The following is a 15,764-nucleotide window of genomic DNA, read 5'->3' on the forward strand; positions in this document are numbered from 1 at the left end:
CAGTTAGTTCAACTGCAATTATTTGTAAATGTGATGTAAAATGTCTGTAGCATATATATAAATAAGCTTCAATGGGGTGGGGATGTAATGATTGAGAATTACAATGACTTATCAGATTTGCAAAGAAGTAATGTTGAATATTTTTTAGCAAGAGCTGATTCTAATAGGTTAAATATATTGCATGACAAATTTAATGTAATCCGTGGTAGAAATCATATTAATTACAGAGAAAATGTTGTTCGTGATTTGATGATTGGTCAAGTTCCATTTTCACCTTTTTTGACCTGGCTTTGTCATGTGGAATTGGAAGGGAATGACTCATTATTTATTTACGAGGCAGAGGAAGAGGATTTTCTGAATGAACATACAATAGACTCTTTATATGAATCCCAAATTAATAATTTAACTCCACTATATAATATTAATCCTGATCAGTTGAAAAAAATTGAACTTGTTGATGTATCAAAAATACCCGAGAAGGAACAAGTAATTTTTACAATTGCAGCACCCTCTCAAATACAAGTAAAAAAACTGGATGGGCAAATCGAATTGAGAAACCATGTCTATCTTGCATATATCGTTGTTGATTTTAAAATCAAATCAGTCATATTATTTATGCATCCAACTGCTGGACTCACCTCTATATATGGTGAAAGTAAAAAAAGGGAAATCGATGATGTGACTTGGATTATCCTACACTATTTTAGGGAAAATATCCTTGAATTCACTCTAAAAGAACCAGAATGGATTGTAAATGCTTTGGCAAAGATTTCTGAGGAATATTTTTACCATAATAATCCTATAATAGAAGAAAAAATTGAAAATTTTTCTGAAAAGTTTATGCCTGATATAATAAAAATGCTCAAAGAATTTGATCCTCATATGGACAGGGAGGATTCTTTATTAAGGCTTAAAAGAGGTATAGAGGGTATATATGAAAGTGAAATGATTGTAATTCATAAACGAATTGAAAGAGAAATTTCGTTCCGTATATTTCTACAACAATCCGATAGAGGATTGACTCAATTTAGAGCAAATACTCGTGGTAAAGCCTTAAGTCATGCGGAAGCTGCAGATATTATTCGCTTAATGTGGGAACACGGTGAAGTTTTAAATGTAGGAATAATTCATGCTGAAAACCAGAAGGAATATCCATATATTATAAAGAAATTAGAAAAGTATTATTCATTAAAAAAATATACAACTTCAGGTACTGAGAAGGAGGTAGTAGATAATGTTTTACGAAAACTTAATAAATACAAAGAGGAAGTTGAATCTATCTATTCCTTCTCAGGTATTGAAGAAATTGGACTTGGAATTGACGATTCTCAAGCCTGATGCCACAGCATCACCACACTATTTATCCCGAAAAACAGGTATTCCACTTTCACTGATGGGAACAATTTTATCAACTTTGGTTCATGATTCAGTGCTTGATGCTAGATTCTTTATCTTCTGTAACAATGATGATCCAGAATTAATCCATGGTTTTGAATTTATGGGTAAAAAAGAACTTCGAGATTTTATTATTGCCCAAAAATTTACTTGCCCTCATTGTGATTCAAAATTAAATACCCAAAATATTAGGGTAGCATTTGTGAAGAAAGAGCTACCCCCACCCCCAAAAGCACTTTGAGGTGATAATTTTATGAAAGACACAATCTCAGGAAAGAAATTTATGGTTACTGCACCTGATCATGAGGTATGGACGCCAATACCCAACGAAGAATTAGATTACTATCAACAACTTATTAATAATGTCCGAACGACTCTAGAAGCTGGTACTAAGAAAGAAAAAGGCGATGCATTAGAAAATCTAATGACATATGTATATGAAAGGTTTGAAATTGCATATGTTGAACCTAACGTACATAGAGGGGATAATCAAATAGATCATATAATTGAATTCATTGATGGAATGGTGCCACCTTTTATATATAGGCATATTGGGATTAGAATGATTGGGGAATCTAAAAATCATAAAGAGTCTATTGGAGTAAGAGAGGTAACCGATTTGGTTGAACTATTACGCTCAAAAAAAGCAAATGTAGGTGTATTTAGTTCATTTAAAACCTTTAGTAGAGGAAGAAACAAAAGTCCATGGATTAATGCTGAAGGAAAGAGAAGAAAACTAGCTTTAGCAAATAATAATGAAAAAATAATTCTTGGTTTTACGGTTGATGAATTAGAGTCACTTAAAACTAATAATTTTTATACTCTATTAAAACAAAAATATTTTTCATTAATTGACGAAATCGATGATGATGTTACTGATTATCCTACTGAAGATTTAGCTCTGCCATATCATATCAGATTATATGATTCCTTAAGACAATTAAAAGAGAATGGAATTATTGATGATGAAAGCTTTCAAAAAGGAAAATCCGCTCTTGAAAGGCGCTATGGAGAACTTATATAATGCTGAAATGGTGGCAGAAAAAAGAACGAATGTTTTGTTAAAGACATGCAATAGTACGTAGAAAAAAACTTCATAGTTTACGGAACCTAAAGGGAAGATGGAGATCGCTGCAGCGGTCTTTTTGTTTTATGATTTTTCGTAACTTAACCAACCGAAAATCCAGCCGTCTAGATTGGCTTTATAGACCGTTTATAATATAAACAAAGTCTCATGAGCAAATGAAAAAAACTAACAGATTTTATTCTGTTAGTTCTTTTTTGATATCCTCTTTCCACAAGCAATCTATTATGTCGAAAATTGCATTTTAAAGCCCTGCAAACCCATAGTTTATGCAGCTTCAACCCATGCCATAAGCGTGCAAAGTTCGTGCAAAGTTTGTGCAAAGTTCATGCAAAGTTTAGTTTATAAGAACAGTTTGATATAATTTCCAAAACGCTTTATATCAATAGTTGAAGGGGCTTTTTTGGATGTAGTTTGATGCTATTTTACGCACAATTAATCAAGTTCGAGATGGAAGGTTCTATCGGTTAATATTGTTTTTAGTGGAGGCGAACTTTTTTAGTTCGTCTCTTTTTTAGTAGTTTTAAGAAATTTTCCTACCATGCAGAACAAGCTAACTATCGTGTTCGTCATTACAGTAAAGTGGCGGTAAAATAATGAAGAAATGAGCTCTGCAAAAAAGCATTCCCCAAAAAAGTGAAGAATGGTTTTTTATGACTATCTGTTTTAGGAAATGATCTTTCTACTATACAACTCATTAAGATAAATAATGGTTTTGATAAAATAGATAGACCATTTATGATAAAATTTAACTTGAAAGATAAGTTAGTAAGAGGGAATTTATTTCTATGTGGGAGGGTTTTTTATGAATTTTAACCTTGGTGAAGCGATTGAAGTTTTAGAAAGAACACCTAAATCATTAGAGTACTTATTATCTGGTTTATCTCAATCTTGGTTAAATTGCAATGAAGGTGAAGGAACGTGGAATGCTTCAGAAGTAATCGACCATTTAATCGAGTGTGAAAAAACAAATTGGATTCCAAGGTTGAACTGTATTCTTAATAAAGAAGGAAGCAATCATTTTCCTCCATTCGATCGTTTTTCTCATTTGCATGAAAAACATGAAAAATCAGTAGAAGAAAGATTACTTGAATTCAAGAATTTAAGAGCAGAAAATATTACAAAACTACGATCATTGGTTAACCCTGATTTACATCTAGAATTAGAAGGGGTTCATCCAGATTTTGGAACAGTTAAATTAAGAGAATTACTATCTACTTTTGTTGTACATGATCTAACGCATATAACTCAAATTACAAGAGTGATGGCAAAAAGATACAAAACTGACGTAGGACCTTGGATTGCTAATTTAAGTATATTAAAGTAATAGCTAGTGTTTAAAATAGGTATTATTTATACTCGGGGATTTCCGAGTTTTTTTATGTTAAACTATTATTTAAACTATAGAGAAAATAGGGGAGAAATTTAGCTTGGATATCTTTCTACAAATTCTTATACTCATCAGTATAGGACTTGCTGCAGGAACGGTCGGATCATTGATTGGTTTAGGTGGAGGAATTATAATTGTTCCAATGCTACTTAATATTGATCACTTTTTATCCGCATTTTCGACTGTACCAATTCATGTTGCAGTTGGAACTTCATTGATTACAATTGTTTTTTCTTCACTTTCATCTACCCTTTCGTACCATAAACAAAAACGAATCGATTATAGGAGTGGTATTTTATTTTTAATAGGTAGTATTCCTGGTAGCTTAATCGGTACATATATCAATTCGCTTTTGAATACAGAGCGGTTTACTTTATTTTTTGGTATATTTTTAATCTGTATATCAATCTTTTTATTTATTTCTTCAAAGTTAACTAAAAAATCAAAGGAAGTACATAAGGGTATTATACGAACATATACGAATGATGAAGGCGAGGCATATACTTATAGTTATAGTCTTCCATTGGCGATTTCTTTATCAATTTGTGTTGGAATCATATCAGGATTATTTGGAATTGGTGGAGGAATATTGTTAGTACCAATGATGGCGTTTTTATTTGGTTTTCCACCTCAATTAGCTGTTGCGACTTCAATGTTTGTCGTGATGTTTACGACACTTGGAAGCTCGATTTCATATATCACATTAGGAGAAGTAAATTTCTATTATATTCTTTTACTTATTCCTGGCGCATGGTTTGGTGGAAAAATCGGGGCGTATATTAATCAAAAATTAAAAACTGAAACAATCTCATTAATTTTAAGGTTAGTCGTATTATTTTACGGCATAAAATTAATTATAGAAAATAGATAAAAAAGGATGGCGGAACAATGGAAACAAATCAAACTATAAATATTCGGTTGTTCCATACAAATGATATTCATAGCCACTTTGAATCGTGGGCAACAATCGTCGGTTTGTTGAAGTCTAAAAGAGAGATAGCTAAAGGAAAAGGTGAGGCTACACTTACTTTCGATATTGGGGATTTTGTTGATCGATTTCATCCAATTTCGGAGGCCACTTTAGGTAAGGGCAATGTGGAACTTTTAAATGATGCAAAGTTTGATGCAATTACAATTGGAAATAATGAAGGAATTACTTTATCAAAAGGTGAGTTGTTAAACCTTTACGAAAATGCAAAGTTTGATGTATTAGTCGGTAATTTAACCATTACAGATGATGGTATTGAAAGCTTTAGTAAGCCTTTTGAAATATATGAAAAAAATGGAGTAAAGCTAGGCGTAATTGGGTTAACTGTAGCTTACCCTGTCTTTTATGAAACTTTAGGATGGCGTATAAAAGATCCGTTTGAAATGTTAAGACACATCCTACCAATTGTCAAAGCGCAATCAGACATTGTTATTATACTTTCTCATTTAGGTATGAGAGACGATCAGAGAATCGCTGAGCAATTTTCAGGAGTCGATATTATCTTAGGTGCACATACTCATCATTTATTTCCAAATGGTGAGTATGCTGGTGAAACTTTACTATGTGGAACAGGTAAACACGGTAACTATTTAGGCGAGGTTTTAATTACTGTAAATAAAGAGACGAAAAGTATTATCAATACAGAAGCTTCAGTTACTGAAGTACATACAGTCCCTAAATATTATCAAGATGAAATGACGAAAATGATGTTGGCTAATTTAATGAGACTAAGTGAAGAAATTTTAAATGAACCAGTGACACAACTACCGAGTAACATGGGTGTAAATTGGTTTAAAGATAGTCCTTTACCGAAATTATTAGCGAATGCACTTCGCAAATGGACTAAATCAGATATCAGTATACTAAACTCTGGTATTTTATTAGATGGCTTAACGCAGGGACTTATAACAAAGGGGGACATTCATCGAATTTGCCCACATCCTATTAATCCATGTGTCGTTCATTTGACTGGTAAGGAATTACTTGAGGTTTTAAATCGATGTGAAGAGAAAGAATTGACTCATTTAAAGATGAAAGGTTTTGGATTTAGAGGAAAAGTAATTGGAAAAATGGTTTATGATGGGATCACTATTGTAAAAAGGGATAAGAAAAGGCTTTTTTATCAAGAGGATCTTTTTATTAATGGAGAAATGCTAGATTTAAATCGAATATATGAGATCGGAACTTTGGATTTATTTACGTTTGGACATTTAATTCCTACAATTCGTGATGCTAGTCATAAAAGGTTCTTTATGCCTGAATTTATTCGCGATGTGTTGTTTTGGGCTTTAAAAGATGAATAAAATTTATCAAGATTAGACAGGTTACACTTTTGCTTTTTTCTCATATTTTAGAATGAGAAAGGAGCGTTGAACTTGATCAATTTAAGTCCAATTCAAATCGAAAATCATACATTTAATGCTGTTACGGTTTTACTTCCAAAAACTACTTTATTGGTCGTTATGAATGATAAAGGGTATATAATGTGTGGAGCATTAGATGTAGCATTATTAAATGACAGACTGCGCGACCGTCAAATTATCGCAGGCCGAGCAGTTGGTGTAAAAACAATCGAAGAATTATTAAATGCGCCTTTAGAATCCATTACTGTTGAAGCAGAGAAGTTAGGCATTCAAAAAGGGATGATTGGAAGAGACGCATTATTAAAGATGATATAAAAAAGCCACTAAGTTCTTTTAGTGGCTTTAGTTTATAGATAAAGTACATCCTCTTAGTCTAAATGCTCCAAAAATTGATTATTACAAAGTATTAACTGTTAGGATCAGCCATATATTTAATTAAAAAATTGTTCAAGGAGAAAACAATGAGAGTTGTTGAAGCTTCAACACTTGTTCCAGGCTCGATCCTAAGAAAACCTGTTTTTAATGAACATGGAAAAATAATCGTTAATGCAAATATTCCTTTAACAGAAGAGATAATTAAGCGAATTCATAAGTTAACCATTCCATTTGTTATAGTAGATGATCAATTATCAGAACTTTTAAAGGAAAAAGCAATGATTTCGGATGAACTTCGCATTGAAATCACCCAAAAAATAGAAGATGGTTTTGTTAAATTAATTAATACAGATTTTTCTTTACGATGGCTATCTTCAGAAAAAAACTCATCAAGGCTTAAAGAAATGATTAAATCACTGCAAAACGAACTATGGCAACAAAAAGATGTTTTATCTCTATTAATTGACGTATTACGATATGACAAGGATATCTTCACTCATTCACTGAATGTAGCTATGTATTCTTTAGGTATTGGAATGAAATTAAATTTAAATAAAACCCAGCTTAATTTATTAGGATTAGGTGCACTTTTACATGATGTTGGGAAAATAGCTATTCCGAAAGAGATTTTAAATAAACGAGATCGCTTAACTGAGGATGAATATGATCTCATTAAACAACATACAATTGCTGGATACGACCTCCTACGACAAATACCTTCTATTCAAAGAGTTGTTTCTGATTGTGCATTACAGCATCATGAAAGGATCGATGGGAGCGGCTATCCAAAAGGATTATTTGGTGAGGAAATGCATCTATTCGCAAAGATTATTGGAATTTGTGACTTTTTTGATGCGGTTACTTCAAACCGAGTTTATCGACAAGCAATGCTCCCATGTGAAGGCTTAACATTATTAATTAGTGGGAGTGCTAAATTATTTGATGCTAAATTAATTAGCATATTTAGCTGTCTTCTAACCATTTATCCAACGGGATTACATGTAAAATTGAATGATGGTAGATGCGGGATTGTTTCTAGGCAAAATGATGCATCTTCAGAACGTCCATTTGTCCAGATAATTGAAGAAAACGGAATAAAGGTAAGTACTCCTTATGAAGTGAATTTAGATAAAGAAGTGAAATTAGAAATTATCGAGTGTACTCAAATAGTAAAAAAAATCGTTTATTAATTGTTCAAATCCTATAAGAATGAACAGGTAATGACATGCATACCCATTAATAAGGGGGCATGGATTCGATGAAAAGATTTAAATACAGACGTGTTCCAAAAAGAAAACTTTTTGTTTCAAAAAGAAAATCTTTTGGAGGATTTAAAACTGGTTCAACAACGAAAATTACTCAATCAATCCGTAATCTATTTCCAAATAAATTCGTAGTTATTAGTATTGTCTTATTATTTTTCTCCTTATATGCATTTTGGGAAATCGATAAAATTTTATCCCCAACGATCTTAAAATATTCTGAGAAACAAACAAAACGAATTGCTTCTTTAGTAATCAATGAAGCATATGAATCTGCTTCTAAAGAATTACAAGGGCAGGAAATTATTATTCGTGATATAGATGAAAACGGTAAAGCAGTAATCAGTACGAATACATATTTAATTAATAAAATAATCGGTTCGACGACTAAGCAAGTTGAAGAAAATATACGTAGGGTTGAAAATGGGGATATATCATTTTTATCGTTATCAAAAGCCGAAATGGAAAAAATGAAAGCAGATAATGATGGTTTTTATTTAAAAGTACCTATTGGAGTCGTTACTAATACAGTACTTTTAGGAAAACTTGGGCCGACTATACCAGTTCGCTTTTCTGTAGTCGGTGATGCCGTGGCTAATGTTACCCAAGAAGTTAAGCCATTTGGATTTGATAATTCTGTTGTAGAAATTATTATGAATGTAGAAGTAAATATGAATGTAATTATCCCTTTTAGTACTAAATCAACAAAGGTGAAAGTAGAAGTCCCAATTGCAACTGAAATTATCGATGGAGAAGTTCCTAATTTCATTCCATTTACTCAAGATACTCAGCAAACTCCATCAACTATAAAAGGAAAAAAATAAATTTAAAATAGAGCAGACTAACTTAGTACAGTTGTATAAATTAGTCTGCTTTTTCATTTTACTTTCGAGAAACTTTCTCTTATAAGCTCGTCAAGTCTGCGAATTTTTATTTGCTTCTATCCTGACGCTCCCAAAGACGTAATTTTGGATAAGGATCAAAAGACCACTCTGCGTAGCCATTGTCTTTGTATATGCCGTAGTGCAAATGCGGAGGAAACTTTCCAGACGTCCCTGGAGGTCCATAACCAGTACTTCCAACATATCCGATGAGTGTTCCAGGCTCTACAACTTGTCCTCTTTGAATATCTTTATTGAATCCACCTAGATGAGCGTAATAATGATAATTATTATTTAAGTCTCGAATTCCGATTCTCCATCCTCCAATTCGATTCCAGCCTTTTGTCTCAATAATTCCATAACATGTGGATCTAACAGGAGTACCATAATTTGCAAATATGTCAGTACCCTCATGAACTCTTCGTCCACCAAAGCTTCGAGGTGCACCCCAAGTACTGCGATAACTATGTGTACTACGAATTGGTAATGGGAATGCATTACCTTCTATATTTAATTTTCCGTAGTATTGGTACAATTTTGCATATTCATCGATAATATCAACAGTTATTGCTCTTTGGTAGTAATCCCATAGCATCATTCGAATATATTGCCTAGTTGGGCCATAGAAATGTAATCGGTGAATGAAAGTGTACAGAATATCCTCATCATCTTCTAATGAAGCTTTTCCATCATTATTTCCATCTAAACCGATTCCACTAAATAAATGAATAGTAGGAGCGTATGTGTCTTTCTTAACTGGATTGGTTAATCCGCTCCAATCCTCTGGTTTAATATAGATCGAAAGGACTCCATTTTCACGTTTTGGTATATCGTTTCGTACACTCCGTACATTTCGTTCATAAGTATCTATCGCTGCAAAGTAATACCATGGAATAAAGGTTAGTGTTTCACCTTTTTTATATAAGGCCATTCGTTCTTTGTTAAGCTGAGCTTGATCTATTTCTTCTGCATTTGCAAATGATGGCATAATGAAGATAACCACCATACATAAAAGTACAATTATTTTTTTCAAAACCATCATCCTTTAAATTGATTTACATCTATAGTTTGGTTAAAGGAGCGACTTTCATAAATGGAAATTATAGGATAATAGAGATATTAATACGAAAGTTTTTCATATCCTCGAAAAATGTAGTAATATATAAACTATTGGAAGAGAAAATGAAATATGTCGTAAACGAATAAACGTTGGAGGAATTTCAAATGGCATCAAAAAAAGAAGAATATTTAAGAAAGCCTGAGTGGCTAAAAATAAAATTAAACACAAATGAATCTTACACAGAATTAAAGAAGATGATGCGATCAAAAAATCTTCACACTGTTTGTGAAGAAGCTCGTTGTCCAAATATCCATGAATGTTGGGCGGTTAGAAAAACAGCTACATTTATGATACTTGGTGCAGTTTGTACTCGTGCATGTCGTTTTTGTGCAGTTAAAACTGGTTTACCAACTGAACTTGATCTACAAGAACCAGTTCGAGTTGCCGAATCAGTCACTCAAATGAATTTAAAGCACGTAGTAATTACAGCGGTTGCTCGTGATGACTTAAGAGATGGCGGAGCAGCTATATTTGCAGAAACTGTTAGAGAAGTTAGAAAAGCAAATCCATTTACTACAATTGAAGTATTACCATCTGATATGGGTGGGAAGTTTGAAAACCTTAAAATGCTAATGGATGCAAAACCAGATATTATGAACCATAATATTGAAACGGTTAGAGAATTAACTCCACGTGTTCGTGCAAGAGCTACGTATGAAAGATCACTTGAATTTTTACGTAGAGCAAAAGAAATTAACCCTAGCATCCCTACAAAATCAAGCATCATGCTTGGATTAGGTGAAACAAACGAACAAATTTATGAAGCAATGGATGATCTACGTGCTGCAGGTGTAAATATCATTACATTAGGTCAATATTTACAACCTACGAAAACTCATTTAACTGTAAAAAAATACTATACTCCTGACGAGTTTGCGGCTCTAAAAGAAATTGCTTTAGGAAAAGGTTTCTCACACTGTGAGGCTGGTCCTTTAGTTCGATCATCATACCATGCTGACGAACAAGTAGAAGCTGCTAAACAAGCATAAAAAAAAGCACTAGCTGATGCTAGTGCTTTCAGTGTGTAGACAAAGTACAAAAAACTTGATTTTCAGACTGATTGCAAGCGCTTGTCTTTCGAGGCGCGAAGCCTGGTGAGGAGCAGAGTTACCTTAGACGGTAATGAGCACCGCAGACAGGCGAAGCAACGAAGAAAGCGAGCGTTTGTCAACAGTCTGAAAGCACTAGCTGATGCTAGTGCTTTTATTTTGTGATTATTATTTTGAAATCTGATCAAAATGCAAGCTTTGTTTATCGATATCAAAACCTTTAGCCAATTCTTTTATTTGTTGCTCTAATTGACCATCATTAAGCTGACCGTATTTATTTAGGTCCTCGATATTATTTATATTTTGAATTGAATTTGAAGTAAAGATATGGTAATAACTAGGAAGTGCAGATTGAGCAGTTTTTTCAACTTGTTTTCTAGCTAGTTTTTTATCACCATCAGATCGATAAGCAATCAATACTTCCTGGTCTGTTACTAGTGTAGCTGCATCGTCAATATTAGGAAGCTTTACAACTAAATAAGAAATGAATTTTGACACTTCTTGTTTATCAATTGTTAATGTATAATCACCATCTTTACCTAAAACATCTTGCTTTTGTAGTCTAGAAAAGCCATAATCTTTGTAAGAGTTATTTGACATTTTTGCATTAACATCGCCTAAATCCATTGGACTCGTATTTAATTGTTTAGGTGTTGGATTTGATCGATGTTCATTTTTATATGTTACATCCTCATAATCGAACTGTCTCGATTTACTTGGACCGAATGAACATCCTGTTAATAAAAATAAAGTTAATAAACAAACTAAATATTTACGCATATTAAATACCACCTTTTAATAATCAATGTAAAATTAGTATGCCTTAATATTGGTTACATATTAATGGGAGTAAAAGGAAGGAGAATACAAAGTGGTTTGCATACAGAATATTTGCTATGAAATAGTTGAAAATTATCGTGAAGGATTTAATGAAGAAGCCTTCAAAGCGAGATATGCAGAAATCCTTTCAAAATATGATTACATTGTTGGGGATTGGGGCTATGAGCAATTAAGACTTAGAGGATTTTTTGATGATTCTCAAAAAAATGTTCCATATGATTCAAAAATAAGTACGTTACGTGAATATATTTATGAGTATTGTAATTTTGGTTGTAAATATTTTGTAGTTAAGAAAGTAAAAAATTGATGGGGAAAAAATCCCATCATTTTTTTATTTTATTTTGTGGATAAAATATTTTTTGATTTTTTGAAACAGTATAAACCTTGTGGATAAGTTTGAATCTTTCAACAAAACATGTGTATAACTATAGACTTAATCACAAAAATAGTGGACAACTCTTTAGTTATCCACTATTTTTCAGATTATTTAGTAAAAATAATTTATTTATCCACAGAAATGTAATATTAGAAAATTATTTCACTAAGAAAATCTAATAATTCTGCAGCCTTTTCTTCAGAAATTCCGAAAGCAAATTCTAAGTAACCTTCTTCTTTTAAATCATCTGAACCAATAATTGCAAATCGATTACTTTGCATATCCATTATCATTACTTTGCCATAATGACGATCAGAATATACTAAAGCAAGATCATGTCTTTGCTCTTCTCCCATAAAGCTTACAAAACGAGTCTTTGCTTGAATAGTGTCATCATATAAGAAAAAACGCTCTGACATTTTTTATTCCTCCATTATACTAATTAGATTGGGTTTGTATCCTAAATGGTGATGCGCTTTAATATGTCGCACAGTTTTTGTTTTACTTCTCATAACAATCGAATGAGTTTCGACTAAGTCTCCTCCTAAGAAAGTAACACCTTCAAGTAATTCACCTGAAGTAACGCCTGTAGCAGCAAAAATTGCATCGTCACCTTTTACTAAATCATTTAATGTTAATAATTGTCTTGGGTTAGAAAGACCCATATCCATACAACGTAGTTCTTCTTCTTTATTCATTGGTACTAATCGGGCTTGCATGTCACCACCAAGAGCTTTTATTGCTGCAGCGGCTATAACACCTTCTGGAGCACCTCCAGTACCTACGAAAAGATCGATTCCGGTTTGAGGTAATGCTGTAGCTATAACAGCACCAACATCTCCATCACCAAATAATTTAACTCTGGCACCTTTTTCACGAATTCGTTCAATAATTTCCTCATGACGAGGTCTTTCTTGGACAATTACTGTTAAATCATGTACACGTTTATTGTTTGCTTCAGCAATAATATCTATCGTTTTTTCAATCGGATCATCTAATGATATTTTACCAGCAGCACGAGGACCTACAGCTATTTTTTCCATATACATGTCAGGTGCATGTAATAAGTTACCTTTATCAGAAATTGCGATTACTGCCATTGCATTTGCATGGCCTTTAGCAAGGATATTTGTTCCTTCTAGAGGATCAACTGCAATGTCTACTTCTGGTCCATTACCAGTTCCTAATTTCTCACCTATATAAAGCATTGGTGCCTCATCGAGTTCACCTTCACCAATTACTACAGTACCCGCCATATTTACTGAATCAAACATCGAACGCATTGCAGAAGTAGCAGCGTCATCAGCTTCATTTTTCTTACCGCGTCCCATCCATTGAGCAGAAGCAAGGGCAGCAGCTTCAGTAACTCTTACAATCTCTAGTGCTAATTCACGCTCCAAAAGTCCAACCCCCAGAAAAATATTCACCTATATAATATAACAAAAATCGGTAAGAAACGCTTTCATTTGTCGATTTTTTTCGAATTTAGCTATAAAATAAATATAAGTCCATAAAATGTAGAAGATAGAACTGAGAAGGAAGTGTACATATGTATTTTGTAAATCGTCAAAACATATTAGATCGAATTGAAATTTTAAATTCTATGCTGGAGTTTTATGTGTCAAACAGCCATCCAAAAAATAAAGTAGAAGAATTAGCATTGGAAAGAATGACACATCTTTTGATTGACAGTATGTTAGATATTGGAAATACAATGATTGATGGCTTTATCATGAGGGACCCAGGAAGCTATGATGATATTGTTGATATTCTAATGGATGAAAAGGTTATAACTGCATCAGTTGGAGAATCAATAAAAAAATTAATTCCAATTCGAAAACATCTATTACAAGATTACACATCTTCAATTACAGAAAAAATAGTGATGACATTAAGCGAAAATATAGAAGCATATAAGGAATTCCCAGTTTCGGTTCAAGCTTTTCTTGATAAAGAACTAGGAGTAATAAATGCTTTTAGTGGTGATGAGGAAAAATAATCTTAATTTCTCATTTGAAAATTTGATTCTGACGCTGTTTGCTCCACTTACTGAGTGAACAGCTACTAGTAAGGAGTGGCAATATGAAACAATATAAAGGATACTTAATCGATCTAGATGGAACGATGTATCGTGGTGAGGAGCAAATAGAGGAAGCTAGTCTTTTTATAAAAGCGCTGAAGGAAAAAAATATTCCATATCTTTTTGTAACGAATAATTCTACACGTAGACCAGAACAAGTTGCTGATAAACTAAATTCCTTTAATATTCCAACTACAAAAGAACAGGTCTTTACAACGAGTAATGCCACAGCAAATTACATAAAAGAACAAAAGGCAGATGCTACGGTTTATATGATTGGTGAAGAAGGCTTACAATATGCCTTAGAGGAAGTTGGCTTAACAATTACAGATGAAAATCCTGATTTTGTCATTAGTGGTTTAGACCGTAGTATTAATTACGAGAAATTAGCAAAGGCTTGTATAGCTGTAAGAAATGGCGCGACATTTATTTCTACTAATGGCGACATCGCAATTCCAACAGAAAGAGGTTTATTACCTGGAAATGGTTCACTAACATCTGTTATCGCAGTTTCTACTACAGTAAAACCAATTTTTATTGGAAAACCTGAATCAATTATTATGGAACAAGCATTAAAAGTTCTTGGTGTAGCAAAAGAAGATACACTAATGATTGGTGATTATTATGATACAGACATTATGGCTGGGATTAATACTGGTGTTGACACATTAATCGTCCATACTGGTGTTACGACGAGAGATATGTTGTCAAATTACGAAGCGCAGCCAACTTATTCAGTTGACTCATTAGAAGAGTGGATTAAGTATATTTAAGCGTAAACCAGAAAGAAACCACTAGTAAAGTAAATACTAGTGGTTTTTTTGTGCATTTCAAATGTAAAGTAGTCTCAAATGTGGATTCACATTTTTTTTTTCCACTCTTTTTTATTCATCTTCCGCTTTAATTTGATCAGCCTTTTTATGTGCGGCGCGATGAGCAAGTCTGCTAGAAGCAGCTGCTGCAATCGCTCCAACAATATCATCTAAAAATGTATTTACTAAGCCTGTTGATTTATCGTTTAATCTTTCTAAAATTCCAGGTTTTAATTTATCGATGTAACCGTAATTCGTGAATCCAATTGAACCATATACATTTACGATCGATAAGGCAATTATTTCATCAATACCATAAAGACCTTCATCTTTTTTGATAATAGCCAACAAAGGCTCCTGTAATTTATCTTGCTCTGCCAAAATATCTAATTCAATACCAGTAATGATGGCATTTTGTATCTCACGTTTTGTCATGACCCTCTCAACATTGTGTTTACACTCTTCTTTAGATAAATTTTCATGATATTTACTTTGTAAAAAGTAAACTAATTCCGCAATGTCATCGAGTGTAACACCTCTTTTTTCTAATAACGATAATGCAGTCTTTTCTAAATCGTGATTTAAATATTCCATTTCATCACCTTTTCCTTATCGATTGATTTAATTACTATAAAAATAACTAAAATGGAGATTTCATAAAATAAGTAAAACTTTTACTATAAATTATTTGAAATAAGAGGATTAATTATATATGATTCGATATCGAACAAAATTCCCCTTTATAAAT

At 32.8% G+C, this 15,764-nt stretch carries 18 protein-coding genes; 13 read left to right on the forward strand and 5 right to left on the reverse strand.

The genetic code is table 11. The features are described 5' to 3' along the window. The first annotated feature begins 87 nt into the window (after positions 1 to 87). The 9 genes from CN925_RS20680 (at position 88) to yunB (ending at position 8,682) form a co-directional block, all read left to right on the forward strand. Positions 88 to 1,338 (forward strand): hypothetical protein, encoded by a 1,251-nt coding sequence (locus CN925_RS20680; protein WP_098848679.1) that lies wholly within the window; start codon positions 88 to 90, stop codon positions 1,336 to 1,338. Then, a complete protein-coding gene (locus CN925_RS20685; protein ID WP_098848680.1) occupies positions 1,313 to 1,636 on the forward strand; it encodes a hypothetical protein in 324 nt (107 codons plus the stop codon). Before CN925_RS20680 ends, CN925_RS20685 begins: the two co-directional genes overlap by 26 nt. Positions 1,637 to 1,648: 12 nt before the next feature. Continuing rightward, entirely contained in the window at positions 1,649 to 2,419 is a 771-nt protein-coding gene (locus CN925_RS20690) for a restriction endonuclease (RefSeq protein WP_098848681.1), read from the forward strand. 865 nt (positions 2,420 to 3,284) lie between these two features. Then, complete coding sequence (locus tag CN925_RS20695; RefSeq protein WP_098848682.1) at positions 3,285 to 3,806, forward strand: DinB family protein; 522 nt, start codon at positions 3,285 to 3,287, stop codon at positions 3,804 to 3,806. Positions 3,807 to 3,909: 103 nt separating this feature from the next. Then, positions 3,910 to 4,740, forward strand: a complete 831-nt coding sequence (locus CN925_RS20700) for a sulfite exporter TauE/SafE family protein (protein WP_286138570.1) — start codon at positions 3,910 to 3,912, stop codon at positions 4,738 to 4,740. Between the two features lie 17 nt (positions 4,741 to 4,757). Further along, positions 4,758 to 6,161 (forward strand): bifunctional metallophosphatase/5'-nucleotidase, encoded by a 1,404-nt coding sequence (locus CN925_RS20705; protein WP_098848683.1) that lies wholly within the window; start codon positions 4,758 to 4,760, stop codon positions 6,159 to 6,161. Positions 6,162 to 6,233: 72 nt separating this feature from the next. Then, positions 6,234 to 6,536 carry a YunC family protein gene (locus CN925_RS20710; protein ID WP_098848684.1) on the forward strand — a complete coding sequence of 101 codons (303 nt, stop codon included), beginning with the start codon at positions 6,234 to 6,236 and terminating at the stop codon, positions 6,534 to 6,536. Positions 6,537 to 6,682: 146 nt separating this feature from the next. Continuing rightward, positions 6,683 to 7,786, forward strand: coding sequence for an HD-GYP domain-containing protein (locus CN925_RS20715; RefSeq protein WP_098848685.1), 1,104 nt, complete (start codon positions 6,683 to 6,685; stop codon positions 7,784 to 7,786). 68 nt (positions 7,787 to 7,854) lie between these two features. Next, positions 7,855 to 8,682: a sporulation protein YunB gene (gene yunB, locus CN925_RS20720; RefSeq protein WP_180233033.1), complete on the forward strand. Its 828-nt coding sequence runs from the start codon at positions 7,855 to 7,857 to the stop codon at positions 8,680 to 8,682. Between the two features lie 106 nt (positions 8,683 to 8,788). Here the strand turns inward: yunB and CN925_RS20725 are convergent, their stop codons facing one another. Next, complete coding sequence (locus CN925_RS20725; RefSeq protein ID WP_098848687.1) at positions 8,789 to 9,778, reverse strand: M23 family metallopeptidase; 990 nt, start codon at positions 9,776 to 9,778, stop codon at positions 8,789 to 8,791. Between the two features lie 185 nt (positions 9,779 to 9,963). On the opposite strand from CN925_RS20725, the gene lipA reads away from it, so the two are divergent. Continuing rightward, a complete protein-coding gene (gene lipA / locus CN925_RS20730; RefSeq protein ID WP_098848688.1) occupies positions 9,964 to 10,848 on the forward strand; it encodes a lipoyl synthase in 885 nt (294 codons plus the stop codon). 228 nt (positions 10,849 to 11,076) lie between these two features. Here lipA and CN925_RS20735 read toward each other — a convergent pair whose 3' ends face one another. Further along, positions 11,077 to 11,688: a YhcN/YlaJ family sporulation lipoprotein gene (locus CN925_RS20735; RefSeq protein ID WP_098848689.1), complete on the reverse strand. Its 612-nt coding sequence runs from the start codon at positions 11,686 to 11,688 to the stop codon at positions 11,077 to 11,079. A gap of 91 nt (positions 11,689 to 11,779) precedes the next feature. On the opposite strand from CN925_RS20735, the gene CN925_RS20740 reads away from it, so the two are divergent. Further along, positions 11,780 to 12,055: a YutD family protein gene (locus CN925_RS20740; RefSeq protein ID WP_098848690.1), complete on the forward strand. Its 276-nt coding sequence runs from the start codon at positions 11,780 to 11,782 to the stop codon at positions 12,053 to 12,055. A gap of 218 nt (positions 12,056 to 12,273) precedes the next feature. Here the strand turns inward: CN925_RS20740 and CN925_RS20745 are convergent, their stop codons facing one another. Further along, on the reverse strand, positions 12,274 to 12,543 hold the full coding sequence (locus CN925_RS20745) for a DUF3055 domain-containing protein (protein WP_025672291.1): 270 nt from the start codon (positions 12,541 to 12,543) through the stop codon (positions 12,274 to 12,276). A 3-nt stretch (positions 12,544 to 12,546) separates the two neighbouring features. After that, positions 12,547 to 13,524, reverse strand: coding sequence for a class II fructose-bisphosphatase (glpX, locus tag CN925_RS20750; RefSeq protein ID WP_098848691.1), 978 nt, complete (start codon positions 13,522 to 13,524; stop codon positions 12,547 to 12,549). A 149-nt stretch (positions 13,525 to 13,673) separates the two neighbouring features. On the opposite strand from glpX, the gene CN925_RS20755 reads away from it, so the two are divergent. Continuing rightward, entirely contained in the window at positions 13,674 to 14,123 is a 450-nt protein-coding gene (locus CN925_RS20755) for a DUF86 domain-containing protein (RefSeq protein ID WP_098848692.1), read from the forward strand. 83 nt (positions 14,124 to 14,206) lie between these two features. Next, positions 14,207 to 14,977, forward strand: a complete 771-nt coding sequence (locus tag CN925_RS20760) for a TIGR01457 family HAD-type hydrolase (protein WP_098848693.1) — start codon at positions 14,207 to 14,209, stop codon at positions 14,975 to 14,977. Between the two features lie 111 nt (positions 14,978 to 15,088). Here the strand turns inward: CN925_RS20760 and CN925_RS20765 are convergent, their stop codons facing one another. Further along, positions 15,089 to 15,610: a phosphatidylglycerophosphatase A family protein gene (locus CN925_RS20765; protein ID WP_098848694.1), complete on the reverse strand. Its 522-nt coding sequence runs from the start codon at positions 15,608 to 15,610 to the stop codon at positions 15,089 to 15,091. Positions 15,611 to 15,764 lie beyond the last annotated feature (154 nt).

Source organism: Bacillus sp. AFS055030, assembly GCF_002574545.1.
Classification (GTDB): Bacteria; Bacillota; Bacilli; order Bacillales; family Bacillaceae_G; genus Gottfriedia.

What these genes read in the sequence shown, in the direction of transcription:
- CN925_RS20680 (WP_098848679.1), top strand. Translation starts at nt 88, where the DNA reads ATGATTGAGAATTACAATGACTTATCAGATTTGCAAAGAAGTAATGTT.
- CN925_RS20690 (WP_098848681.1), top strand. Translation starts at nt 1,649, where the DNA reads ATGAAAGACACAATCTCAGGAAAGAAATTTATGGTTACTGCACCTGAT.
- CN925_RS20695 (WP_098848682.1), top strand. Translation starts at nt 3,285, where the DNA reads ATGAATTTTAACCTTGGTGAAGCGATTGAAGTTTTAGAAAGAACACCT.
- CN925_RS20705 (WP_098848683.1), top strand. Translation starts at nt 4,758, where the DNA reads ATGGAAACAAATCAAACTATAAATATTCGGTTGTTCCATACAAATGAT.
- CN925_RS20715 (WP_098848685.1), top strand. Translation starts at nt 6,683, where the DNA reads ATGAGAGTTGTTGAAGCTTCAACACTTGTTCCAGGCTCGATCCTAAGA.
- yunB (WP_180233033.1), top strand. Translation starts at nt 7,855, where the DNA reads ATGAAAAGATTTAAATACAGACGTGTTCCAAAAAGAAAACTTTTTGTT.
- CN925_RS20725 (WP_098848687.1), bottom strand. Translation starts at nt 9,778, where the DNA reads ATGGTTTTGAAAAAAATAATTGTACTTTTATGTATGGTGGTTATCTTC.
- lipA (WP_098848688.1), top strand. Translation starts at nt 9,964, where the DNA reads ATGGCATCAAAAAAAGAAGAATATTTAAGAAAGCCTGAGTGGCTAAAA.
- CN925_RS20735 (WP_098848689.1), bottom strand. Translation starts at nt 11,688, where the DNA reads ATGCGTAAATATTTAGTTTGTTTATTAACTTTATTTTTATTAACAGGA.
- CN925_RS20745 (WP_025672291.1), bottom strand. Translation starts at nt 12,543, where the DNA reads ATGTCAGAGCGTTTTTTCTTATATGATGACACTATTCAAGCAAAGACT.
- CN925_RS20755 (WP_098848692.1), top strand. Translation starts at nt 13,674, where the DNA reads ATGTATTTTGTAAATCGTCAAAACATATTAGATCGAATTGAAATTTTA.
- CN925_RS20760 (WP_098848693.1), top strand. Translation starts at nt 14,207, where the DNA reads ATGAAACAATATAAAGGATACTTAATCGATCTAGATGGAACGATGTAT.
- CN925_RS20765 (WP_098848694.1), bottom strand. Translation starts at nt 15,610, where the DNA reads ATGGAATATTTAAATCACGATTTAGAAAAGACTGCATTATCGTTATTA.